Origin of the sequence: Brucella pseudogrignonensis, assembly GCF_031454375.1 — a bacterium.
Classification (GTDB): domain Bacteria; phylum Pseudomonadota; class Alphaproteobacteria; order Rhizobiales; family Rhizobiaceae; genus Brucella; species Brucella pseudogrignonensis_A.
The window spans coordinates 219,059-244,629 of record NZ_JAVDQT010000007.1; the positions used below are offsets into that span (position 1 = coordinate 219,059).

Below are 25,571 nucleotides of genomic sequence, written 5' to 3' on the forward strand. Positions count from 1 at the left end.
ATACAAGTGGTCAAAAGAGCATCCTGAGCAGAGCGAGATAGCTTGCGGACTACAATGCGTCTTTATGATTGATCGGCTTAAATCTAAAAATCAGCTACCTTGCCCCATACGCTTCGGTTCAACCGTTCAGGCTTATAGGGATTGGGGTCAACGATTGGAGAGCGAGCCAAAATGACATCAGCAATCATGTGCCCTGCACCTGGCCCAATTCCAAAGCCGTGACCACTGAAACCAGCAGCCAAAATGAACCCCGGGACGGTTTCAATTTCTCCAATCGCCGGGACACCGTCCGGCGTACTATCAATGTAACCAGCCCAACTATGCGCAATTGGTACGCTTGTTAGTTCGGGCAGCAGATCGCGCGCTCTTTGATACGTTAATCTGATTTGCCCGTTGTCTGGTTTCGGATCAAGAATGCGATTTCTCTCCATAGGAGTGACTTGATCTAACGACCACTTGCTCAATGTTTCATGACCCGCGCCCCACCCCTGAAGCCCGCCTGGCGCCAGACTGCGCCAGCGACGCATAAACATCGGTACAAACTCACGGCAAAAGCGCAATTGCTGTGGCGTCGTATCGACGCGCGCGCGCCCGCTGATCGCAAGCGTATAGCCACCATCCATACGCCGCGTTAGGGAGACGTGTGACGTGTGCAGTGCATCCGGCAATCCAACGGTACCGGGCGCGACGGACAATATAGACGCACGCACGGCCGCCTGAGGAAACCTGACACCCAATTGGTGACAGAAGGATGAAGCCCAGGCACCGCCCGCCATTACAACTGTTTTGGTACGAATAGTACCTGCTTCAGTCACCACACCGCTAACCCGACCACCACTTAACTCCAGTCCGCGAGCGGCGCAGTTTTGATGAACGGTACCACCGGCGGCCATAATGCCGCGTGCAACTACAGGAACAGCCCGCGAAGGATCTGCAACACCATCGCTCGGCGAAAACACGCCACCTTTCCACGAACGCCCCGTGGCTTTCGCCCGCTCAGTTGCTTCAGCTGCGCTCAATATGTTGGTTGTAACACCAACAGATTGCGCAAAGTCACGCCAGCGTGCCCAGCCCGCAATTTCAGCCTCATCTTGTGAAAGGTAAAGGAGGCCGCAACGACGAAAGCCCGTATCCTCGCCAATTTCTTCAGCAAGCTTATCCCAGAGTTCCAAACTCTTGGTCGCCATTGGGAGTTCTCGCGCATCGCGATTTTGTTGACGACACCATCCCCAGTTTCGGCTCGACTGTTCCGCTGCAATTCGCCCCTTTTCTATCAGTGCAACCTTTACACCTCTTCGTGCGAGGTAATAGGCTGTAAAAACACCGACAACTCCACCACCAATAACAACAACATCAGCCTCGGCCGGCAAAATTGAATTTGTCTCTATGTGCATTAAGGGTGCGGACATGTGCAGAACTCCAGTCTTTGACATATCCTAATCCGACACGCGTCAGATCGCGCATCGGAGTTTGCATTTACACAGAATTTCATATGGTTTGAAGCGGGCTCAACAGGTGATTATTGCGCCACGGCATAAACAAGCATCAGGTCTTCTCAAATGCATTTCTGCACTGGCAGACGATAGCCTATTGCCAAATCGAGCATGCAGACATAGCGATTTTCTGCGCATGCAGTTCTATTCCGGTAAACCCATTGGATATGGCTCTATTGCATCGGCATGAACCCAACCCTGAGGACAGGACTTATAACCCTGGTTTTCCACATAACGACAATCCTTCATCATCGTTTGATACGGCTCCGGTGGCATTGTCGGCGCTCGACAAGACGTATCTGAACTATCACATTTTTCAGATTCCTGAGATGGAAGAGCCATGACAAAATATTCGGCATCACTTGAACCAGACTTGGCCGTCGCTTTAATGCAAACTAACTGACCTTTAGCCAGAGCTTCTGCTTCGCCACTTTCCTTATAACCAGTTGTCGCCACCCGCTTGCGCAGAACAACCGGTTTTTCAAATACCCCGCCATAATACGGAGCAATCTTACAATCGCTATGGATAGCGACGTCATAGTAATCTCCAGTCGCCAAGTCGCCAGCTGTGCAATCAAATTTTCTCTCGGCGGAACAAGAAACACCTGCATCCTGCAAGAGTTGTGCAAGCTTTTCTCCCTCCAGATCACCATCCTCTGTCGCAGCAAGAGCGGGAAATGTAGCTGCAAACGACATAGTCATAATGACTGAGAAAAGAACGTTCGTGCATTTTTTAAGTTTGATAAACGACATTAGCTTTTCCCAAAAAAATGAATTACCTGCGACAGTGCGTGGCAAATTGATAGTTTCCGTGACGCAATTGTTCAATACCGATATGATATTCCGGCTTAAATTGATGGTTCAGACGGCATCTGGCGAACGGGATGAAAATAGCTTGAAAGAATAGCTGCCAATATCCCAAGCAATCTCGTTAGAACAGGCAGGTGTGGCAGCGTTGCATCTGGAACCACCAGCACCCGGCTCTTTGACTTGGCATCAGCACATCATCAAGCCGATCACAGCCCTCACAACATGCTACATGAGCCTATGCAGGAAAAACTCAATTGATCTGCATTCCGATGAACGAACCGGTATATTCCGTTGGCGTGCAGCGCGGAATATCGTCGGTTCTTTACAGCCAATTCAGACAATCGACGGCTTGCCTGCATAAACGTCAATGGATTTTCATATTTTTCAGAATTATTGTTGATCATACATTTTATTAGCAAATATGTTGTCGCGGGAACGAAAGATTTTTTGTGGCGAAAATAAATGAACAATCGCCATCCCGCGAATGGTTTAGCTAATGTTAGGCCGACCTAGAATAGTAAGTAAGGATTGCATATGTCATTGTCAAAACTGCGTTATCTGTTGGCTGGTGTCGTTGTCGCTGGTTATGTGTTTCCTGCCTCTTCACAGGACATCAAAAACACGCACGAATTGAACTCGGCTGCCGGGCAGATAACTATTGATGCTTTGACAAAGCAGTCGCCTTATCAAATTGAATTTGTGAATCTTCAAGCCTTTAGCGATGCAGGTACACCGCTCAACACATCCAATGGCGCGCGCCGCCTGGCATTTGGCTGGAACATCGACGGCATTCAGGCTTTTGGCAGCACGGACGACAAGACCTGGGAAGAAAATTTTGGCGCTCCACGCGCTGAAATACATTGGGTTGCCGGTAGCGGACCAGCGCCAGATACAAATACCCTTTGGGGATTAAGCGACAAAAACGCTCTTGATAAGCTAATTACCGGCTTAACAGGTCGTGGGTTTACGCCGGTGAGTGGATCATCAGCTCCAATCCTGGGCAATGGCGAAGCAGGAGCTTTTGACCCAACGCAAAACGATCCTAAAAATCCATGGCGCGGAACTATGGGAGCCGCACGTTTTGCACTGCCACTGGATACAGCCGTTGCAAGCGCCCCTAAGCCAGAATTGCTCGACGCATTCGGCAAGGCAGAACCCCTTAATCAATACGCGCCGATGCAAGCTGTAATTCAGGCGATCAACGAGCAAGAAGGCGTCCTCATGCAAGCAGCTTTGATTTCGCCAGTGTTCGGCATGCAAGCTTCCGATCTGCCTGCCAATTTTCTGTCCGGCAAGCCTGAAGAAATTCTCAATGCGTGGCAATCATCCGAAAAGCCAGAGACAGGTTCGCTACCAATTTATCAGGCTGGGGCAATCGTCGATCTGCAATCTGACACCAACCAGCCGAGCTTGGTCATTGCACTTGCATTTGCAAACTGTGAAACCGCAAAATCGGCTGTCGATGTTGTATCTGACCGTTGGAACAAATCAGAACTCACACAGATTACAACCGAATTAAAAGCCAGCACCGTACAATCGGACAATGGACAATGTGTCAGCGTTTTCCAAACGAACCCCTCTGATCCTCAAGCCATCGGTAATGCTGTTGCATCTGCGATCAATAATGCGGTTTTATCTCGATCATTCAACCTGCTCACAATTGGAGCTGTTGCAAATTAACGTAATTCTAGAGCGCATCCCGACAGGCGTGAAATTGCCTGCGGGATGCGCTCATTAACAATAAAATCTACGGGATTGCTCTTGAGCCAAACAGTTTTTTGCCAAACTGTTTATTTTTGTACGTACATATCAAAAAAATAAATTCATGATTTATTTTATCAAGATATTTGATTGCGATAACTCTGAATGCTGTGATGCGTTCTTCATTCAACCTAAGTTGAACATGGTGCGGTATCTTGTCAGGTAGCCTTGATTGAGAGGCAAGAAAACCATAATAAACGGTCAGATTTACATTTCCGTTTGTAGGCTGCGTCTCCGTGCACTCTACAAGATGCACCATAGAATTGGGATTACGATGACCCTTTACCTGGATTACCTCGCTGAAATCAAAAGCAGAGAAACACAAGGGCTCGCTCCGAAGCCAATCGATGACGGCGCCTTGACCGCGGAAATCACCGCCCTGATCGATGACAGCGCGAACGAACATCGTGCAGAAGCGTTGAATTTTTTCATCTATAACACGCTGCCGGGAACGACCAGCGCAGCAGGTGTAAAAGCCGCATATCTGAAAAAAATTATTCTCGGCGAAACAGTCGTCCCTGAAATTACACCGGATTTTGCGCTCGAATTGCTCTCGCACATGAAGGGCGGCCCATCGGTTGAAGTGCTGCTTGATGTTGCACTTGGCGATGACACTACAATTGCAGCGAAAGCTGGCGATGTCCTTAAGACGCAGGTTTTCCTTTACGATGCGGATATGTTCCGCCTGCGTGATGCCTACAAGGCAGGAAACCCCGTCGCGAAAGACGTTCTCGAGAGCTATGCCAAGGCAGAGTTTTTCACGAAGCTCCCTGACGTTGATGATGAAATCAAGGTTGTGACCTTTATCGCTGCCGAAGGCGATATTTCTACTGACCTTTTGTCGCCGGGCAATCAGGCGCATTCACGCTCCGACCGTCAGCTGCATGGTCAGTGCATGATTACCCCTGAAGCACAGCAGGAAATCGTAGCACTACAAAAGCAGCATCCTGACAAACGCGTTATGATGATTGCCGAAAAAGGCACGATGGGCGTTGGCTCGTCGCGTATGTCGGGCGTCAATAACGTAGCATTGTGGACCGGTAAACAGTCCAGCCCTTACGTGCCTTTTGTCAATTTCGCACCGATTGTCGCTGGCACCAACGGTATCTCGCCAATTTTCGCAACGACCGTTGATGTGACGGGCGGCATCGGCATCAACCTGAAGAACTGGGTTAAAAAGACCGGTGAAGATGGCAAGCCGATCCTCAACAACGACGGCAACCCAATTCTTGAACAGAAGTTCTCCGTCGAAACCGGCACCGTTCTGAAGATCGACGCAAAGAATAAGAAGCTGCGTGACGACAGCGGCAATGAACTGGTTGACGTCGCATCGTCATTCACACCGCAGAAAATGGAATTCATGAAGGCCGGTAGCTCTTATGCTATCGTCTTCGGCAAGAAGCTCCAGACATTTGCTGCACAGACGCTTGGCATCGAACCAACACCCGTTTTTGCGCCAAACAAAGAAATCACCATCGAAGGTCAGGGCCTGACCGCCGTTGAAAAAATCTTCAATCGCAATGCGGTCGGTGTCACACCGGGCAAAGTCCTGCACGCGGGTTCAGATGTGCGCGTTAAGGTCAATATCGTCGGCTCGCAGGATACGACCGGCCTGATGACCGCGCAGGAACTTGAGGCGATGGCAGCCACTGTCATTTCGCCGCTGGTTGATGGTGCCTATCAGTCTGGCTGCCACACCGCATCGGTCTGGGACAAGAAGGCTCAGGTTAACATTCCGAAACTCATGTCTTTCATGAACAATTTCGGCGTCATCACCGCGCGCGATCCAAAGGGCGTGTATCATTCGATGACCGACGTGATCCACAAGGTCTTGAACGACATCACCGTGGATGACTGGGATATCATCATTGGTGGCGACAGCCATACGCGCATGTCCAAAGGCGTGGCCTTTGGTGCGGACTCAGGCACCGTTGCACTGGCGCTTGCAACCGGCGAAGCCACCATGCCGATCCCGCAATCGGTTAAAGTGACCTTCAAAGGCACAATGCAACCTTACATGGACTTCCGCGATGTCGTTCATGCGACACAGGCGCAGATGCTCAAGCAGCATGGCGACAACGTCTTCCAGGGCCGCATTATTGAAGTTCATATCGGAACATTGCTGGCTGACCAGGCCTTCACCTTCACCGACTGGACTGCGGAAATGAAGGCGAAAGCGTCGATTTGTATTTCGGAAGACGAAACGCTGATCGAGTCGCTTGAGATCGCCAAGTCGCGTATCCAGATCATGATCGACAAGGGCATGGACAATGCCGCGCACACCTTGCAGGGTCTGATCAACAAGGCCGACGCCCGTATTTTCGAGATCCGTTCTGGTGAAAAACCTGCGCTGAAGCCAGACGACAACGCGAAATATTTTGCGGAAGTCGTTGTTGATCTCGATGAAATCAACGAGCCTATGATTGCCGACCCGGACGTCAACAATGCTGATGTCTCGCGCCGCTACACGCACGACACCATCCGTCCGGTTTCCTATTATGGCGGAACCAAGAAGGTTGATCTTGGCTTTGTCGGTTCGTGCATGGTTCACAAGGGCGACATTAAAATCGTCGCTCAGATGCTCAAGAACCTCGAAAAGGAACAGGGCAAGGTTGAATTCAAGGCACCACTCGTTGTCGCAGCACCAACCTACAACATCATTGATGAGCTGAAAGCCGAAGGCGACTGGGAAATTCTCCAGAAGTATTCTGGCTTTGAATTCGATGATGTGAAGCCGAAAACTGCCAACCGCACCGAATATGAAAATATTCTCTATCTGGAGCGTCCGGGCTGCAATCTGTGCATGGGCAATCAGGAAAAGGCTGAAAAAGGCGATACGGTTCTTGCAACCTCAACCCGCCTTTTCCAGGGCCGCGTTGTTGAAGATACGGCTGAAAAGAAGGGCGAATCCCTGCTGGCATCTACGCCGCTAGTGGTTCTGTCCGCCATCCTTGGCCGTACACCAAGCATTGAGGAGTATCGTTCGGCAGTTGAAGGTATCAATCTGACGAAGTTCGCACCGCCAAAGACAACGCCGATTGATTCATTGTCAGTGCATTATTAATGAATCTGCAATGAACTGATCTGTTTAATATAAAATGATCGCAAACTAATATCTCTGCGCTGTAAACAGCGCAGAGATATCTTTATTTTACTGATTTCTATAAATCTCTATATATTGTAAAAAGACGCACTTATCGGTTACAATATTTTATTCTCGTGAAACGCGATCATCTGCTTTCTTCTTCAATAATTATGCTTGCCCATGATTGCCGATGGTTTACGGATTAAAGGCTTTGCTCATATCACCGCTCGGAATTTTACGGCAGAAAGTCAATTCTAAAGCTACTCACTTGCCAACCGAATTAAAGTTGATTAGTTGAATCATGTTTATGGAAGAGCACAATCAAAATTCGGCTCTTGCTCAGATATGGTGGTGGTGTTGAGTTTCTGGCACTCGATGATATGGAATGCGGAAGGTATTCGCGTTGTTGCACCAGTGAAATGGCGGGTCTTGGACGGACTCGTCAGTGTTTTCTGGGAAGCAGAAAGCCATTCAGGAGCATCAGGCTATTTCCTATCGCATGATCCACGCATCATGATTTTCTTCCAGGATGTCTCTTCAAAAATACAAATGTCCAGTGAAGATGGAGTAGGCGCTCTGCGCCATCGTCCCATGTCACGCGCTATTTATATCCCAGCAGGCGTACCGCTCAGAACAAACACGGTATCATCGCATCGCTTCTCTCACCTGAATCTGCATTTTCATAAAGATCGTCTGTTAAAATATCTGCGTCCTTCATTGGGGCCATCTATGGCAATGGCCGCTATTCAAAACCCAATCGAAATTCAAGACATCGGCACGCTGGAAGTTTTAGCGAAACTGATCGAGGATGAAGTTTCCAATCCATCACAACACGCATTATATATAGAGAACCTGATTGGTGCGATCCTTGCTCGTTTGCTTGTGCAGCCGGAACAGGACATAAAGCAAGATTATGGCCGCCTAACACAAGGCCAGATGAATAAGCTTAATGCGCGTTTAAGCATATCCAGCGACGGTCGTTTAAGCGTTTCAGATATGGCAGCAACAGTTGGCTTATCGGAGAGCTGGTTTTCCAATGTTTTCAAGCAAACCACTGGTAAAACACCCCTGCAATGGCAGTTGGCAAAACGCATTGATCGCGCTTGTGATTTATTGAGCGCGAGCGATGCAACAGTTGCAGGTATTGCGGCCCAGCTTGGCTTTACCGATCAGGCTCACCTGACAAAGGCTTTTCGCCAGATTGTAGGTGAAACACCTGCTGCATGGCGTCGATTGCAGCAGGTGCGTTCATAATATCAAGATCAATACCTGATCAATAAATCAAGCAACTACCAACTCCGACGCAAAGTTGCCGTTACTTCGCGACCAGGATTGTAGAAGTCCGCACCAAATCCACCATACGCAACGTATTTTTTATCAAAAAGATTGCTGACATTAACCTGAAGTGCGGTTTTATCGATAAACTCATATGTGTATGCGAGGTCAATAATCACGTTATCGCCTGCTCCAAACGTGTTCGCACTGTCAAAATAGTAGGATCCGGTATAGCGCGCACCGAGACCGAAGGTCATATCACCGCGATTCCCGTTGCCTTCCCACCGATACTGCCCCCAAAGCGAAGCGGTATGTTCCGGAACAAGCGTCAGATGCTTGCCAGCAGTTCCGTTATTGGCATCCTCCAATATCTCATGGTTCATATAGGAATAAGCAGCCGTTACACTAATATTATTGGTAATTTCGGCCTTACCCTCCAGATCAAGCCCACGGACGCGTATCTTTCCGATTGCTGACTCTTCTCGCGTGATAGGATCTGTCTTGGTAATATTTGTTTTCTTCAGATCGTATATTGATGCACTGAAAAGCGCTGGAAAGCTATCCGGTCGATATTTCACGCCGACTTCATATTGCTCACCGCGTTCCGGCTCCGCATTGATGGATGCAGGTACGGCTGACTGAGCGTAGCTTGTAAAGGCCATGAATTGATCAGTAAATTTATATGCCACACCAACGCGCGTGGTAAATTCACTTAGATCAGCGCTTAGCGACTTGTTGTTCAGCTTATCAAACTGATCGATGTCCATCCAGTCATTGCGCAAGCCAAGCGTAACAATCAGCTTATTTGCAAATGTGACGTCCTGCTGGGCGTAAAGCGCTTTGGTTTCTTGATTATTGCGTCGATTACTGGTTGTGGGAAGGTTAAGCGGAGGCCCGGAATAAACAGGATTTTCCCAGTCAATGCCAACCCCATTTGCCCATTGGCCAAAACTACTGCCGCGGTAATTATTATATTCAAATCCTACAAGGCTGCGGCTTTCAATGTTGTCAAAGTTCGCTTCATATTGAAGATGGGTATCGACGATGAATTGCTTATTTGAACTGTCGCTCGTCATAAAGCCGCGTTCGGCGTAGGTCGAACCGTCGGTCGGCGTCTTTGAAATATAGGCGTATCCGTAGCTTTTGTCGCCTTTGCTATAGCGCGCATTGGCGTTGAACGTCAGACCATTGCCGAAATCGTGGTCAGCCAATACCGTCAGTGTATCACGCTTTGTTTTGCCATAATTGAAGTCTGGCTCGCCAAAAAAACGCTTCCGACTAAAATCTATTCCAACAGGATAACCACCACTGTTAGGCGTATCCTTCAGATAAAGGTGATCATAAAGAACTGTTACGCTCGTCACATCCGTTGGACGCCATGTCAGACCTCCGAGAAAGAACTTCTCATCGTCGCGTGAGTAATCATATTCACGCTCTGCCTTTTTGAGCTTGCCAGTAAGGCGATATGACAATGTATCGTCTGCGGTGATATTGCCACCGAAATCAAAACCCGTTTCGACGTGATTGTATGATCCACCTGAAAGATAGGCCTCGCCGAAACGCTCCGATTTCGGCTTTTTGCTTGTGAAATTTACTGAGCCACCAGGATCAGAAACACCAAACACGCTGGAACTACCACCTTTTAGAACTTCAACGCGTTCAAATGCAAAAGGCTCTTCGCGAATGCCTCCGAATGGCTTTCCAAGCGACATCCCATCACGATACATATATGCATCGAAGCCCCGAATTTTAAAATAATCAAAACGATCATCCGAGCCGTAAAAGGTCGTCACAACACCAGCGGTATAGTTAAGAACCTGCTCAACATTGGTTGCGTTGCGCTCTTGTATTTCCTTAGCCGTGATTACGGAGACAGATGCGGGCGTATCCATCACATCAGTTGGGATTTTACCACCGCTGGTGGTTTGCGTTGCGACAATTGAGTTACGATCGTCATCACCAAGGGTCTTGCCGTCAACTGTAATTGTTTCCAGCACAAGCGGAGTCGATGAATTGCTTGATTGCTGGGCATAAGAGACATTTGGTATGAATGCCGAGAGCGCAGAACAGCCAAGCAGAAAAATTAAACGCGTTCGCAACGTGGGCTGACGGTCATTAACAATAGTCATGCTCATATTCATGATAAGGTTCCGCAATCTCTATATACAGTTACAAACGGAAGCATCCGTGGGTACAAAGCAATCGCGGAACGCTACAATCTGCATGCAATGGACCTGCGATGAGCAACTTACCGTGATTGTTCACAAATGCCACTAACTTGAGATTGTTTGTCCAGTATTGTAAAAATCATTTTTATTGTAAAAAGCCACGGTTAATTCATGGCAATTCCAGCATGGATCAAGCACTCGCCCTTGACTGCCTCATTTTAACCTGAGACTGAGTGACCAGTTTTAATGTGCGCTCTGGCGGTCGTTTGTTCACCTTTTCAGTGTGCCCCGCTCAATGGGAGAGTGTAACCATGCGCCATTTCATCCGCACATTTCTCATCATGATGGCTGTTATCCTGTTGCCGAAAACAATAGCTGTCTCCCATGCAGAACAATCATATCCCATTGTTATAAAACATGCTTTTGGAACGACAACGATCAATGAAAAACCAAAACGCATTGCAACGGTTGCATGGGCAAACCATGAAGTACCATTAGCGCTTGGCGTTGTTCCTGTGGGAATGGCAGCTGCCAATTTTGGTGATGACGACGGTGACGGCATTCTGCCTTGGGTTTCACAACGCCTTAAGGAGCTCAATGCAGAAGCACCTGTTTTGTTTGACGAAGGTGACGGCATCGACTTTGAAGCAGTGGCCGCGACCAGTCCTGATGTTATATTGGCCTCATATTCAGGCCTTAGCCAGTCTGACTATGATACGTTGAGCCAGATTGCACCTGTTGTTGCTTATCCGGAAGCCCCATGGTCAACCGATTGGCGCACCATGATCCGCCTTAACAGTCAGGGAATGGGAATGGCCGATGATGGTGACGCATTGATTAACAAAATCGATGCTGAGATTGCCGAAACCGTTCGCGCCTACCCTCACCTGAAAGACAAAACGGCCATGTTTGTCACGCATCTTGATGCCACAAACCTGAGCATGATCAATTTTTATACGACCAACGATACCCGTGTAAAATTCTTTCAGGATTTGGGCTTGGCTTCTCCTAAAAGTGTCGTACAGGCATCCCAGCCCGGACAGTTTTCCGGCTCAATCAGTGCCGAACGCATCGATTTATTCGATGATGTTGATATCGTTGTCACTTACGGTGGTGAAGAACTTTCAAAGGCAATGCATGCCCATCCATTGCTATCAAAACTACCTGTTGTCACCAATGATGCGGTCGTGATGTTGGGACGCAATCCACTTGGAACGGCTGCAAACCCTACGCCCCTTTCGATCTCTTGGGTTCTCAAAGACTATGTTGCACTGCTTGCCGAAGCAGCGGACAAGAAAAAATGAAGCCGTTAAACATCACACGCGCAACAAACGGGAGGCAAACAGGCAGGTCCAATACGATACGCCTCAGCTTTCTGTGCCTTGTGATGATCGTGTTGATTGTTCTTTGTTTCATGTCTGTGGCGCTTGGCACAAGAAGTGTAGAATGGGCAGATATTTGGGCTGCACTGAACGGATATAGCGACACAATCAGTCAGGCGGCAGTAACAACGCGTATCCCACGCACGCTTCTTGCCCTTCTGGCTGGTGCAGCTCTGGGACTAGCCGGTGCTGTCATGCAGGGAATAACCCGTAACCCGCTTGCAGATCCCGGTATTTTAGGCGTCAATATCGGGGCATCACTGGCGATTGTGATCGCGATTGTCTGGTTCGGAATTGCAACACCAACCGCGTATATATGGATCGCCATACTAGGAGCGGGTGCCGCTTCGTTGTTTGTCTACACAATCGGATCGCTTGGGCGCGGCGGAGCAACACCTCTTAAACTGGCGCTTGCAGGAGCGGCAACATCAGTGGCATTTGCATCGCTGACAATTGCCATAGTCCTGCCGCGCGCTGATCTGGCAGGCGGCATCCGTTCTTGGCAGATAGGCGGCGTTGGTGGTGCCACGATGGATCGCATCACCTATGTATTGCCATTCCTGCTGGTCGGTTTTGCGATTAGCCTGCTTTCTGCACGAAAACTCAACTCTTTGGCACTTGGAGATGAACTCGCTGCCGGTCTGGGAGAAAATGTTGTTGTTGCACGTGCCCTATCTGCGACAGGGGCAATCTTGTTATGCGGCGCGACAACTGCCATATGCGGCCCTATCGGATTTGTCGGGTTGATTGTGCCACATCTGTGCCGCTTACTTGTCGGTGTCGATCACAGATGGCTGCTACCGCTTTCTGCTTTAACAGGTGCCTGTCTGCTGGTTGGCTCAGATATCGTTGGCCGCCTTATTGCGCGCCCCGCGGAAATCGATGTCGGCATTATCACTGCGTTTGTCGGCGCGCCGTTTTTCATCTGGATTGTCAGACGCCAGCGGGTGCGAGAGCTGTGACCGATATTTCTCCCATCTATGATCGTTTGCTCGCCACACGCAAACATCAAGCACGCAAGCGCAGATTACTGATCTTTGTGCTTATGCTCGTTCTTATCGCCCTCTTTGCCCTCACACTGATGCTGGGACAATCATACACGCCTCCACAAGATGTCTTGCGCGTTTTGCTTGGTGAGAATGTAGCGGGTGCAAGTTTTACTGTCGGGCAATTACGTCTTCCCCGTGCGGTCCTTTCCATCCTTGCAGGTTTAAGTTTCGGCCTTGGCGGCGTTGCATTCCAGACAATGCTTCGCAACCCGCTTGCCAGTCCCGATATTATCGGTATTAGCTCGGGTGCAAGCGCTGCTGCGGTTTTTGCCATTGTCGTTCTTTCGATGAGTGGGCCTGCCGTTTCGATATTGGCCGTCACCAGCGGACTTGGCGTCGCACTGCTTGTTTATGCGCTTGCTTATAAAAACGGTGTTGCAGGTACGCGCCTTATTCTGGTGGGAATTGGCATGTCCGCCATGCTGGAAAGCTTCATTGCTTATATTCTTTCAAGCGCTCCTGCATGGAACCTTCGGGAAGCTATGCGCTGGCTGACGGGGAGTGTGAATGGTGCACGGCTTGACCAGTTGCTGCCATTATTAATTGCACTAATTGTTTTTGGCGGCTTGTTACTAAGCCGCGCACGCGATCTCGAAACATTGCGTCTTGGTGATGATACAGCAGCAGCTTTGGGCACAAAGGTCGCGCAAACCCGTATTCTCATTATTGTTGCCGCAGTCGGCATAATCTCTTTTGCAACAGCCATAGCAGGCCCCATCTCTTTCGTGGCTTTCCTGTCAGGCCCCATTGCATCACGCATTGTAAAAAACAACGGGTCACTCCTCCTTCCAGCGGCTTTAATGGGGGCCATACTTGTACTGGCTGGCGATTATGTCGGGCAATTTATGTTACCAGGGCGCTATCCTGTCGGCGTGATTACAGGTGCACTTGGTGCACCCTACCTCATCTATCTCATAATACGGGTTAATCGCAGCGGAGGTTCGCTATGACAAACCACACACTGAAAGTCAGCCAGCTATCTTCGGGTTACGCAGACAAGATCATCCTTGAAGAGCTGGACATGGATGTTGCGCCCGGCAAAATCACCGTCATTGTCGGTGCCAATGCATGTGGTAAATCAACATTATTGCGCAGCATGTCACGCCTGCTTAAACCAAGCCAAGGCCATGTTTTTCTGGATGGTAAATCAATCCACAAAATCCCTTCACGTGCCCTTGCCCAGTCCCTTGGGTTACTGCCGCAATCTCCCATAGCGCCGGACGGCATCACGGTTGCTGATTTGGTAAGCAGGGGACGCCACCCCTATCAGGGCATATTCTCACGTTGGACGAAACAGGATGATGTAGCAGTTGCTGCCGCTCTTAGTGCCACCAAAACTGACGATCTGGCAGATCGTGCAATTGATGAATTGTCCGGTGGCCAAAGACAACGCGTCTGGATTGCCATGGCACTGGCACAAGAAACGGATATTTTGCTGCTTGATGAGCCAACGACCTTCCTTGATATCAGCCATCAGGTAGAAGTGCTTGATCTCCTGACCGATCTCAATCGGGAGCGTGGCACAACAATCGTCATGGTTCTGCACGACATTAATCTGGCTGCACGCTATGCAGACTTTCTGGTTGCGATGAAGTCCGGCCGTCTCTTTGTTTCAGGCAAGCCGGAAGACGTCTTAAACGAAACGAATATGCGTGAAGTTTTCGACATCGCCAGCAGCGTTATAACCGATCCGACAACCGGTCGGCCCATGATGCTGCCGATAGGCCGTCACCATACAGTATCCAAGCCGGATATATCTAACGCTGGCCCCATCAAATAACTATCACTTTCACCTCAGAAAATCGCGGAAACGGCGAAGCGCAAAGAAGAATAAAACGCTTCCGATAACGATCATGGCTAGCAATTGCGGCCACACGACACTGAGTCCCGCACCTCGAAAGAGGACCGATTGTGCGAGCATCACGAAATGCGTATTGGGTGCCGCCAGCATGATATTCTGAATGATTTCCGGCATACTTTCGCGCGGCGTTGTACCGCCCGAAAGAACCTGAAGGGGCAGCAGAACCAGCATCAGCAGAAGCCCGAACTGAGGCATAGAACCAGCAATCGTTGCAAGGAAGATGCCAAGGCTTGTGGTCGCAAAGAGCTGCAATGCAGCCCCCGCTAAAAACAACGTCAGCGAACCATTGATAGGCACTGCCAGAATGCCCTGCACAACCACTATCAGCGAGAAAGCGGTTGCCACCAGCACAACCATCCCCATCGACCAGACTTTTGAGACCATAATCTCAAGCGGTGTGACGGGCATAACCAGCAGATGTTCAATCGTACCATGCTCACGCTCGCGGATGAGAGCAGCACCCGTTAGAATGATGGAAAGCATTGTCACCGATGAGATGACATTGGTGATCGCCCCAAACCAGCCTTTGTTCAAATCCTGATTGAACCGCGCACGTAAGCCCAATCCAACGACCGCTTCCGCATCGCCGCGATAGCGATTAACAAACTCGTTCACTTCGCTCGAAACAATCGACTGCACATAACCGCCGCCCGTAAAAGCCTGGCTCATACGGGTTGCATCAACATTCAACTGAATTGTTGGCGAACGCCCGGCAAGCAGATCGCGCTGAAAATTCGGCGGAATATTGAGCGCAAATGTATCAAGGCCGGAATCCATGCGCTTATCCATCTCATGAGATGATATGAGCTTTGGCGGCACGAAATATGGCGGATAGAACGCCGTCGTGATACGGCCTGAAACCGGCGACTGATCTTCATCGACAATGGCAATGGCTGCATTGTTGAGATTTTCCGGCATTGCCTTCGCAGCGGTATAGATCGCAAGCGTAAAAGCATAAACGATCAGCAGCAGAAGCATCGGATCACGCGCCAGTCCGCGCAGTTCCTTCACACCAAGCTGGAATATGTTGGAAATCCGCATCTCAACCCGCCTGCTTCTTGAGAAGAACAATGCCGAGAACAGTCAGAACTGGTATGGCTATCAGCAGTGGTAAAAACGATCCGGCAAGATCGGAGAAATCGAGCGCTTTTGAGAAAGTCCCGCGCGAGATCGTCACGAAATATGTGGTCGGATAAATCTTGCCGATAAACGCACCCGCCCCCTGCAAAGATGAGACCGGATCAATAATTCCGGAATATTGCACTGCGGGAATGAGTGTCAGCAATGCGGTGCCGAAGATCGCTGCAATCTGGCTATTGATGAAAGTCGAAATCACCAGCCCCATACCGGTTGTGATGATCACATAGAGCAGTGCTGCCGTGGCATAGGTCAAAAAGCTGCCTGTGAAAGGCACACGGAAAATGAATACGGCAAACGCCGTTAGCATCAGGAAGTTGAGGAAGGCAAGCGCGATATAAGGCAGCTGTTTACCCAGCAAAAACTCGAACTTCGTCACTGGCGTCACATAGAAATTAATGATCGAGCCAAGTTCTTTTTCACGTACAACGCTCAAGACCGCCAGCATCGCCGGAATCATCAGCAGAAGCAGCGGGATAACGGCCGGAACCATCGCCACAAGGCTCTGAACGTCCGGATTATAGCGATAACGAATTTCGAGATTGAAATTCCCGAAAGTGGCAGCACTTCCGTAAAGCTCTCGCGCTTTTTGTGTCAGCCAATTGGCGTGCATTCCCTGCACATAACCGCGAACGGTTTCCGCTCGCGTTGGCATCGCACCATCAATCCAGGCACCAATTTCGACAGGACGGCCACGCGCGACATTGCTGCCAAAATTCGGCGGGATTTCAATTGCCAGACTGATTTCACCTTCGCGCATACGTCGGTCAAGATCATCATAATCGGTTATGGGTGCTTTTTCGGTGAAATACCGGGAACCGGCAAGTTGCTGCGTATAATCCCGGCTGATCGTCGTATCGTCACGATCCAAAACGGCGAACGTCAAGTCCTCTACATCGAGATTGATACCGTATCCGATAACGAACATCAGGATCACTGTGCCAAGAATGGCCAGTGTCGCGCGGATCGGATCGCGTTTAAGTTCCAACGCCTCGCGGCGCGAGAAAGCTAAAACCCGCCGTGGATTTGGCAACCAACTGGAAGATCGTTTTTTGCTTGTTTCGACCTTTTCAGGTTGAGCATTCACCGCTTCCTGAACGTCTTTTTTAGGCGCGGTTTCGCCAATTGCCTCTTCGAGATAAGCGATGAAAGCGTCTTCAAGTGTCGCTGCATTGCGGCTTGCGGTAATGGCTTTTGGCGTATCACTGATCAACACCTTACCGGCATGCATCAATGATATACGATCACAGAGTTCCGCCTCATTCATAAAATGGGTCGACACGAAGATCGTGACGTTATCGTTACGCGAAAGATCAGCCAGGATTTTCCAAAAGGCATCGCGCGCAACTGGATCAACGCCTGAAGTTGGCTCATCGAGAATGAGAATATCCGGCGAATGGATCAGCGCGACAGCCAACGACAGGCGCTGACGAATGCCGAGCGGCATCGAGTCTGGCAGATCATCCATAACCGCAGTCAAATCAAACCTTTGGGCTAGTTCCTTGATTCTGCGTTTGGTGTCTTCTTCCGTCATGCCAAACAGCTTGGCATGAAGCTCCAAATTCTGATGAACCGTCAGTTCGGAATAGAGTGAAAACGCCTGCGACATGTAACCAACATGACGGCGTATATCGATATCCTTTGGATCGACTTCACGTCCAAACAGCCTTGCCGTGCCTTCGCTCGCAGGCAACAAGCCGGTCAAGACCTTCATCGTCGTGGATTTGCCGCAGCCATTGGAGCCGAGGAACCCGAAAATCTCGCCGCGAGGAATACGAAAACTCACATTATCGACGGCAGTGAAATTGCCAAATCGCACCGTGACATGCTCAGCTTCAATAGCGATGCCGGTATCTGCCTGCGTATTTCGCGGCGGCATAACCACTTCGCTGTGGCCCTTAGTCAATTCCTCCGGCAAAAGCGCAATGAAGGCCGCATCCAAATTGGGCGTCTTGGTTTTCTCAAGCAATTGCTGCGGCGTACCAGTCGCCAGAATCTGGCCGTCATTCATCGCAACCAGCCAGTCGAAGCGCTCCGCCTCTTCCATATAGGCGGTGGCCACAATAACGCTCATGCCCGGACGATCTTTACGAATATCGTCAATCAACTCCCAGAACTGACGCCGCGACAAAGGATCGACGCCAGTCGTCGGCTCATCGAGGATAAGCAGATCAGGATCATGGATCAGCGAACAACAAAGACTTGTCTTTTGCTTCATGCCACCCGAAAGCTTACCCGCCGGACGATCCGCAAAGGGAGACATGCCGGTTCGCGCCAGAAGATCAGCAATACGGCGTTCGCGCTCATGCTTATCATGGCCAAACAGCCGCCCGAAAAATTCGATATTCTCAAAAACGGAAAGCGTCGGATACAGGTTCTTTCCCAAGCCTTGCGGCATATAGGCGATACGCGGAAAGGCAGACTGTCGATGGCGCTTATCGGCAATATCGCCGCCGAGCACTTCAATCCTGCCTTTCTGCATAACGCGGGCGCCAGCAATCAAAGACAGAAGGCTCGACTTTCCAACGCCATCGGGGCCGATCAGACCAACCATGCACCCGGCTGGGACATTAAGCGAAATATCGCGCAGCGCTTGAGCTGATCCATAAGACAACTCCACGCTGTCCGCGCGAACGACAAAGCTGTCGTCGCCCACGCCAGCCTTTATCGAAGCCTCACTCATTTTACGGTTTCCGCAAGGTTCTTCGGCCATTCAGCATTAGGGTCGAGCTTCACATAAGCCATGCCCGGAAGACCCGTCTTGACCTGCTGAATATATTTCTGAAGCAAATCCTGCGGAATTTTTGCCTTTACGCGGAACATGAGCTTCTGACGCTCTTCTTCCGTCTCAACCGATTTCGGCGTGAACTGCGCAACATCGGCCACGAAGCTGATTTTAGCGGGGATCACATATTGCGGTGCTGCATCAAGCACGATGCGAGCATCAGCACCAATCGCCACACGACCAGCCTGCGATGTTGGCAGGAAGAAAGTCATGTAGACATCGCTGACATCGACGAGATTAAGGACGCGTCCACCAGCCGACAGCACTTCGCCGGGTTGCGCAACACGGTATTGCACCCGGCCCGGCTTTGGCGAGCGCAACGTAGCATCGTTGATATCCGTATCAATTGTGGCAATAGCTGCCTTTGCGGCTTCAACTGAGGCTTCAGCATCGACAACTTGCGCCTTCGCTGCGCTGATCGCAGCCGCCGTGGCTGCTAACTGCGCCTTGGCGGCACCAACGGCTGCCTCAGCACCCTGCGCAGTGGCGCGATCATCATCGAGAACCTGCTGAGAGACAGTGCGCGATTCTGAAAGCTGCTGCGAGCGAGCCAGACGGCGATTTGCGGCATCAAGCTGCGCTTCCCGTTGTGCGACGGTTGCCTGCGCAGCGATTTGCTCGGCCTCGCGTTGAGCAACCAGACTTTTCGCTGTGTCTATGCTGATTTCGGCACGGCGCAACTGCGCTTCCGCCTGTTTGCGCTGGCTCTCAAGCTGAGCCGTATCCATGCGTGCCAGAACAGCGTCTGCTTCGACAAACTGCCCTTCATCGGCAAGAATTTCGCGAATACGTCCGGGGCTTTTGGTTGAAACATCAATCTCAACTGCTTCGATGCGGCCATTACCGCCTGCAATGCCTTCCGGCAATCCGGGATCGCTCAGTGTTTTCCAGCCATAGTAGCCTCCAGCTGCCAAAGCCACGACTACACCAGTTACGATCCACTGCTTGCGATTAAACCCCATGCCGCAACAACCTCCGCATCAATCTCTCACCGAGTCGACAATCAATCTATGTCATCTTGATAATATTAGTAATTCTACAGAAGCTGTATTTCAATTAAGATTGTATGCCTTGATCGAAATCAAATAATAGCAATCAGATCGGAGTTCAAAATCTAGATTTTTATTCAGTTGCGAGAACGTAAAATTATTTGAGATGCCTTTGATCAGCTTTCCAATATCCGTGTGTCGCAGCATTAGACACGATCGTGAAAATATAAAATTAAATACGAACCAATTGATGCCGAAAACAATTCGGCATCAATAAATACGCAACCTATATTTTTATGAGTAAAACTCTGGCGCCTTTTTGAAACCTGCCCAAGCATCAGGATCATGACCAGTTACCACAATCGCACCAGTTTTCTCGGCAACTGTGTGCATCTTTTGAACGGAGCGAACCGTATCAACAGTCGAAGCCAAGAAGCCTGGAAGTGCCTTTTCCTCCCAATGATCAACCGTGTATGCCGCATCAATTGTCAAAAGCAGGGGCTTACTATTTGGCAATCGAATGAGGAATGACTGATGTCCGGGTGCATGACCTGGAGTGAAAATGGTCGTTATTGTTCCATCACCGTAGATGTCATAAAAATCATCTTGCGTACCATTGAGGAACTGCCATTTAAGGCCCGGCTTATCAAAGTCTTTGCGGATGTACCCGCCGCCTGCAAACCAGTCTGGCGTAAAGGCATATTCATATTCCGAACGCTGAACAATATGGGTCGCATTCGGGAAGCGGCCAATAGCACCTGTATGATCCAGATGAAGATGCGACTGCAATACATACTTTACATCGGCAGGATCGATACCCAGAGCCTTTACCTGATCAACACAACCCTTATCTTTGTCTAAAACTGGCCAGTAAACGTCACAGATTCCACCCCAATAACCTCGTGGATCTGTCGCCACCTCAATGGCATTGCCACCATCAATAATAGTATGACCATCGGGGTGTGTGATCAAAAAGAATGGAACAGGAATTTCATAATCCGCACCATCGCCTTGGTTCATTTTAATATTATGTACTTTGCATTTCAAGGTGCCCGATTGGAGCATATAAAGCCGAATATCTGTCATGAATGTCCTCCTCATGATAACAGTTTATGTATTCTGATGATCAAAATGCTTCGCGATAAAGTGCGAGTGCATCCTCTTCTTTAACTTCAATGGGATTGTTTATTAACAGCCGACTTTGCTTCATCGCATCAGAAGCAAGCATTGCAAGACTATTATCAGTAACCCCTACATCTCGGAGACGCCTCGGTGCACCACTTTCGTCCATAAGCCTTTGCATATGGGCCACAAATGCTTCCGATCGCGCATTCGTATCTCCTGTCCCACTAACGCCCATCACATCAGCAAGCTCCGCATAAAGCGGCGCAGCAGCAGCAGCATTAAATCGCAACACTGGCCCAAGCATGAGTGCATTCGAGAGACCATGTGGAATATGATAGTGCCCACCAAGCGGGTAAGCGAGAGCATGGACAGCGGCTACAGGTGAATTTGAGAAAGACTGCCCTGCCAGCGTTGCACCCAACAACATTCCCTCTCTTGCACCCCTATCAGAGCCATCTTTACACGCCGTAATCAGATTAGCTCCGAGCAACCGCAGTGCTTCACGGGCAAGCGCATCAGATAGCGGATTTTTCTTATGTTTGCTTGTGTAGGCTTCAATGGCATGTACCATCGCATCAATGCCAGTGGCAGCAGTATGCATCTGTGGTAAGCCAATAGTCAGCTCAGCATCCAGCAATACAAAATCTGCATAAAGCTGAGGGGAGACAACCCCCATCTTGGTAGTTTCACCAGTGGTTATGATAGAAATATTGGTGACTTCAGATCCTGTACCAGCCGTCGTCGGAATCAGCAGAAGTGGCACTCGTGCGCCTTGTACCTTTCCAATTCCATACATGTCAGAAAGAGGCTGATCAGATTTCACCAATACCGCGACGAGCTTAGCAATATCTAATGACGATCCTCCACCAAGTCCTATCACAATATCAACTTGCGCTGTTCTTGCCTCATCAACACAATGATTAAGGACAGCCTCCGGCGGATCTGCAACGACCTTATCAAAAATCGTGATCTTGAAACCAGCCTGGCGCAGATTTTCTGCAATAGGCCCAATAAGCCCGCTTTTGATTAGGCCTTCGTCCGTGACAAGCAACGCATTGCGCTGAGAAAAGCGTGCAGCAGCTATTTCCCCCAAACGCTGCGCACCTCCCCATGCCATTTCAATTGATGGAACGGTGCGGAATTCAAACGGATTGATCGTCAAAGTTTCTCCTCCAAATTATTGCAAGCGCTTTAAGACAAACAGCAGTATGATCTAACATGACAGACAGATTGTTCAATTAGTTGAACGCAATGCATTATATTGAACAATGAAACAGATTCCCGATTGCTGTCAAGCGGAATAGATTTGCTAACTTCAAAATATCGCTTCAATCAGATTGGACGATTCATCGGTTTGGGGTCCCAAAGAGGCACCTCCGATAGACACAATGGTCAATAGTCAAACATTCGTCGCAAAGGGCGCGAGATTAGTTCTGCTCGCGCAAATAGAGGTAAAGCGGGAAAGCCAATGAAAGACCAACAAGGAAACTAGCTGGAAGAACGAGCCACCAGCGCCCCACTTTTTGTTTAGACGCATCATGCCAAGACCAAATCAAGAATACAAAGATAGAAATAAAAACATCTACGGAGAAACCGCCTGCTGCTCCGTTGATAAATAACGATCGCATAAATAAGGGAATATCAGGTCCATTCGTTAAGAAAAAAGACCCAAACATCAACCAAGGTAAAAAGGTTCCCACCACAGCAATGACGAGATAGAAATTCTTAATTTTCATTTTTCCCTCAGCCCCGAATTTTCAGTATTCAATGCGTTTTAAATAGCCGATTATGGCGGCACTTATTATCTCTTTCGGATCGCAATTTGACTATCGTTAAACGTAAAGACGCGGAAAGTCCTCTGCAACATTTAATAACCCACCGAAACAAAAAGCTTTAAATTGCGAAAGAGAAAAAACTGCATTTTTAAAACTCTCATAACGCAATTTAATTATTACGCACGGAACTGTTTCCCGTAAGGCAGCATATCTGTAATAAGTGTCTATAATGTATTTCGCAGGGTTAAATATATGCGTCTTCAGTCACCATGGTCACCCCGCCTATCAGAAAATGGTAATAACCCTGCAAATCGCCTTGTAGAGGCCCTTTCAGAAGACATTCTATCAGGGAGACTACTCGGTGGCGACAGATTACCCGCACATCGCGATCTTGCTTGGAAGCTAAACATCGGAGTTGGAACAGTCACAAAAGCCTATTCAATGCTGGAACGACGCGGACTGGCAAGAAGCGTAAAAGGCAGTGGTACATTTGTTGCAGTCTTTGAATCATGGAAGGGCCCTGCAATTGATTTCTCTGTAAACCGCTTGCCTGTTATGCTCAGTGATCGGCTATTGGCTGGCACGCTGTCTACAATTTCCAGAAAAATCAATTCCGCGCATGTTAACCTCTACCCGCCACCCGCTGGCCACAATGAACATAGGCGGTTGTTGGCACGTTGGCTTGAAACACTGGGCATCAAAGCGGAAGCGAAACGGATCATACTGGCCGGAAGCGGCCAACAGGCACTTTGGCTTGCTTTTGATATTCTGTGTGGCGGCAACGGTCTGATTATCACAGAACGTCTTAGCTATTCGGGAGCTATCGCACTCGCGCGCTATCGCGGCCACCCTATGCGAAGCGTAAATATCGACGCAGAAGGTATGATGCCGGATGATCTTGATCAAGTTCTCGCTGAAGCAGAGAACAGTGGTCGTCGTCGGCTCGTTTATCTTACACCCATGCTGCACAACCCCACGACAATTTCTATGGGTGCAACCCGCAGAAAGCAAATCGTTGATATCTGCAAAAAGAGAAACGTTCCGATTGTTGAAGATGGTGTCTATACATTGGGCGCCAACCCAGACAATCCTCCGCTCGTCGCTCTGTCACCGGAACGCGTGTTTCATGTTACCAGTTTATCTAAGTCGATAAGTCCAGGGCTCCGCCTAGGCGTTTTGGTTTTACCATCAAGTTGGAAGGAACATGCGGAAGAAGCGTTACGAGCTCTGCCACTATCTTCTTCGCCAGTTGATTATGCACTTCTCGAAGAGTGGTTCACCAGTGGTGTGATGGAGACAGTACGCGACACTTTGCGGGCCGAGGCTTTTAAAAGGGTCAAAATTGCCCGATCCTTTTTTGACGACAGAGTTATAATGACCAATGAAAACGCCTTTCATGCCTGGTTACCCATGCCCCATAAGGATGCAGAAGCATTCGAGGCAGCTGCCACGGCACTCGGTGTTGTTGTTACCCAGCCAGACGCAATACGTGCTGACCGTAATGACGAAGAAACAGGGATCCGACTGTGTTTGGGCGGAATCGGAATGGAAGACCTCACCACAGGACTTACTTTGCTTTCACGGCTGAAAATCGGTGACAATTCTTAAGTCGCGCGTCGGTAAATAGACTGGTCCAATAGCGAGGCTCTCAATCAAACGGCGCGGCAAGGCCTTTTATAGCCGGTTGCCGCGCCAATGTCCGATGATGCTTTCATACCTGCCTTGGTGGCCATTCGTTGCAATCCTGGCCTGACCCAAATGCGATCTGGTCAAAGCACATTGAAGGCCAACCAATGCCGTTCAATAATCATTATGCTAAAAACAATCAGAATTTAGCATTGAAAATGACTTCATCAAGACGGATATTCCAAACTACTGAGTGGCTTCTTTAGCCGACAATGTCTTCCACATAACACCGCCGAATACACCTCCAACAAGCGGAGCTACCCAGAACAACCAAAGCTGATTAAGGGCAGCAACGGTTGCGAAGAGTGCAACGCCTGTTGAGCGCGCTGGATTGACTGATGTGTTAGCCACTGGTCCTGACATTAATATGATAGCCGTTAAGCAAAGACCAATCGCAATAGGGGCGAAGCCAGCAAGTGCCTCATTTGAGGTGACACTCAAAATCACAAAGATGAACCCTGCAGTCAGGACAGCTTCACTGATTAAAGCCGCAACCATACTATAACCACCTGGCGATAAGTCACCATAGCCATTACTGGCAAATCCACCTGCGACGAAATCTGCTCTGCCTGATGCAATAAGATAAAGAACAAACGCAGCGACTATTGATCCTGCTACCTGTGCTATCCAGTAACCTATTAGAATTTTCGGAGAGCACCGACCGGAAACAACAAAACCCAGTGTTACAGCAGGATTAAAATGTCCGCCAGAAACCCCACCAAGTGTATATGCCATTGACATTAAGGCTAAACCAAATGCCAGCGCAATGCCTATTATACCGATACCAAGTCCCGGGAATGCAGCGGAAATGACTGCAGCTCCACATCCAATAAATACTAACCAGAAAGTACCGATAAACTCGGCAGTTAATTTCTTAAACATTTTTTTCTCGTAATAACAAAGTTGTAGTAATTGCACTGCCAACTATAATAGTAATGCAACTTTTTCTTCAGGGATTAGGCCTGATATCCATGGGCGTTATGCAATGCCTTGCGAACGCCAGCTTCATAGTCTGGATGAACCAGCTTGAAGTGTGCCAGCTGACGTTCGACGATAAAGCCCGGCACCCCACCCATTGCGGCTGCAATGTTTGAGAACAGGCGCGCCTTCTGGCCGTCATCAAACAGGTTGAACAGTGCGCGCGGCTGCGAATAATCGTCATTACCAATGCGATGATTGTAGCGATCTGC

General features: G+C 49.3%; 19 protein-coding genes. 8 read left to right on the top strand and 11 right to left on the bottom strand.

The window, feature by feature from the left end; genetic code table 11:
- Window positions 1–83 precede the first annotated feature (83 nt).
- Window positions 84–1,409 (bottom strand): NAD(P)/FAD-dependent oxidoreductase, encoded by a 1,326-nt coding sequence (locus J2782_RS18080; protein WP_310015167.1) that lies wholly within the window; start codon window positions 1,407–1,409, stop codon window positions 84–86.
- 228 nt (window positions 1,410–1,637) lie between these two features.
- Window positions 1,638–2,246 carry a hypothetical protein gene (locus J2782_RS18085; protein ID WP_310015122.1) on the bottom strand — a complete coding sequence of 203 codons (609 nt, stop codon included), beginning with the start codon at window positions 2,244–2,246 and terminating at the stop codon, window positions 1,638–1,640.
- Window positions 2,247–2,837: 591 nt separating this feature from the next.
- Here J2782_RS18085 and J2782_RS18090 point away from each other — a divergent pair.
- The 3 genes from J2782_RS18090 (at window position 2,838) to J2782_RS18100 (ending at window position 8,403) form a co-directional block, all read left to right on the top strand.
- On the top strand, window positions 2,838–3,983 hold the full coding sequence (locus J2782_RS18090) for a hypothetical protein (protein ID WP_310015124.1): 1,146 nt from the start codon (window positions 2,838–2,840) through the stop codon (window positions 3,981–3,983).
- 355 nt (window positions 3,984–4,338) lie between these two features.
- Window positions 4,339–7,128 carry a bifunctional aconitate hydratase 2/2-methylisocitrate dehydratase gene (locus tag J2782_RS18095; RefSeq protein ID WP_310015127.1) on the top strand — a complete coding sequence of 930 codons (2,790 nt, stop codon included), beginning with the start codon at window positions 4,339–4,341 and terminating at the stop codon, window positions 7,126–7,128.
- Window positions 7,129–7,506: 378 nt separating this feature from the next.
- Window positions 7,507–8,403 (top strand): helix-turn-helix domain-containing protein, encoded by an 897-nt coding sequence (locus J2782_RS18100; RefSeq protein ID WP_310015171.1) that lies wholly within the window; start codon window positions 7,507–7,509, stop codon window positions 8,401–8,403.
- 35 nt (window positions 8,404–8,438) lie between these two features.
- On the opposite strand, the gene J2782_RS18105 is transcribed toward J2782_RS18100, so the two are convergent.
- Window positions 8,439–10,553 carry a TonB-dependent siderophore receptor gene (locus J2782_RS18105; protein WP_310015129.1) on the bottom strand — a complete coding sequence of 705 codons (2,115 nt, stop codon included), beginning with the start codon at window positions 10,551–10,553 and terminating at the stop codon, window positions 8,439–8,441.
- A gap of 380 nt (window positions 10,554–10,933) precedes the next feature.
- Here J2782_RS18105 and J2782_RS18110 point away from each other — a divergent pair, with 380 nt between their 5' ends.
- From J2782_RS18110 to J2782_RS18125, 4 genes are read left to right on the top strand one after another with little or no spacing between them, the layout of a single operon-like run.
- Window positions 10,934–11,896: an iron-siderophore ABC transporter substrate-binding protein gene (locus tag J2782_RS18110; RefSeq protein ID WP_310015174.1), complete on the top strand. Its 963-nt coding sequence runs from the start codon at window positions 10,934–10,936 to the stop codon at window positions 11,894–11,896.
- Window positions 11,893–12,936: a FecCD family ABC transporter permease gene (locus tag J2782_RS18115; protein ID WP_310015130.1), complete on the top strand. Its 1,044-nt coding sequence runs from the start codon at window positions 11,893–11,895 to the stop codon at window positions 12,934–12,936. The genes J2782_RS18110 and J2782_RS18115 overlap by 4 nt, the downstream gene beginning before the upstream one ends.
- A 5-nt stretch (window positions 12,937–12,941) precedes the next feature.
- Complete coding sequence (locus tag J2782_RS18120) at window positions 12,942–13,973, top strand: FecCD family ABC transporter permease (protein WP_404989673.1); 1,032 nt, start codon at window positions 12,942–12,944, stop codon at window positions 13,971–13,973.
- Complete coding sequence (locus tag J2782_RS18125; protein WP_310015135.1) at window positions 13,970–14,803, top strand: ABC transporter ATP-binding protein; 834 nt, start codon at window positions 13,970–13,972, stop codon at window positions 14,801–14,803. The genes J2782_RS18120 and J2782_RS18125 overlap by 4 nt, the downstream gene beginning before the upstream one ends.
- A gap of 9 nt (window positions 14,804–14,812) precedes the next feature.
- On the opposite strand, the gene J2782_RS18130 is transcribed toward J2782_RS18125, so the two are convergent.
- The 6 genes from J2782_RS18130 to J2782_RS18155 all read right to left on the bottom strand — a co-directional run bounded on the left by J2782_RS18130 (window position 14,813) and on the right by J2782_RS18155 (window position 22,656).
- Window positions 14,813–15,925 (bottom strand): ABC transporter permease, encoded by a 1,113-nt coding sequence (locus J2782_RS18130; RefSeq protein ID WP_250044557.1) that lies wholly within the window; start codon window positions 15,923–15,925, stop codon window positions 14,813–14,815.
- A gap of 1 nt (window position 15,926) precedes the next feature.
- Window positions 15,927–18,734: a ribosome-associated ATPase/putative transporter RbbA gene (gene rbbA, locus J2782_RS18135; RefSeq protein WP_404989670.1), complete on the bottom strand. Its 2,808-nt coding sequence runs from the start codon at window positions 18,732–18,734 to the stop codon at window positions 15,927–15,929.
- The gene (locus tag J2782_RS18140) at window positions 18,701–19,768 is read right to left on the bottom strand and encodes an HlyD family secretion protein (protein ID WP_310015141.1); all 1,068 of its coding nucleotides are present in this window, start codon (window positions 19,766–19,768) and stop codon (window positions 18,701–18,703) included. Before J2782_RS18140 ends, rbbA begins: the two co-directional genes overlap by 34 nt.
- A 321-nt stretch (window positions 19,769–20,089) precedes the next feature.
- Window positions 20,090–20,881: an AttM family quorum-quenching N-acyl homoserine lactonase gene (attM, locus tag J2782_RS18145; protein WP_310015145.1), complete on the bottom strand. Its 792-nt coding sequence runs from the start codon at window positions 20,879–20,881 to the stop codon at window positions 20,090–20,092.
- 40 nt (window positions 20,882–20,921) lie between these two features.
- Complete coding sequence (locus J2782_RS18150) at window positions 20,922–22,076, bottom strand: iron-containing alcohol dehydrogenase (RefSeq protein ID WP_404989674.1); 1,155 nt, start codon at window positions 22,074–22,076, stop codon at window positions 20,922–20,924.
- Between the two features lie 271 nt (window positions 22,077–22,347).
- Window positions 22,348–22,656, bottom strand: coding sequence for a DUF2834 domain-containing protein (locus J2782_RS18155; RefSeq protein ID WP_310015150.1), 309 nt, complete (start codon window positions 22,654–22,656; stop codon window positions 22,348–22,350).
- 291 nt (window positions 22,657–22,947) lie between these two features.
- Between J2782_RS18155 and J2782_RS18160 the strand changes: the two genes are divergently transcribed.
- The gene (locus J2782_RS18160; RefSeq protein ID WP_310015153.1) at window positions 22,948–24,303 is read left to right on the top strand and encodes an aminotransferase-like domain-containing protein; all 1,356 of its coding nucleotides are present in this window, start codon (window positions 22,948–22,950) and stop codon (window positions 24,301–24,303) included.
- 264 nt (window positions 24,304–24,567) lie between these two features.
- Here J2782_RS18160 and aqpZ read toward each other — a convergent pair whose 3' ends face one another.
- Window positions 24,568–25,263 (bottom strand): aquaporin Z, encoded by a 696-nt coding sequence (aqpZ, locus tag J2782_RS18165; protein WP_310015154.1) that lies wholly within the window; start codon window positions 25,261–25,263, stop codon window positions 24,568–24,570.
- A gap of 74 nt (window positions 25,264–25,337) precedes the next feature.
- Window positions 25,338–25,571 (bottom strand): catalase-related domain-containing protein (locus J2782_RS18170; RefSeq protein WP_310015155.1); only part of this gene is annotated, 234 nt, incomplete at its 5' end.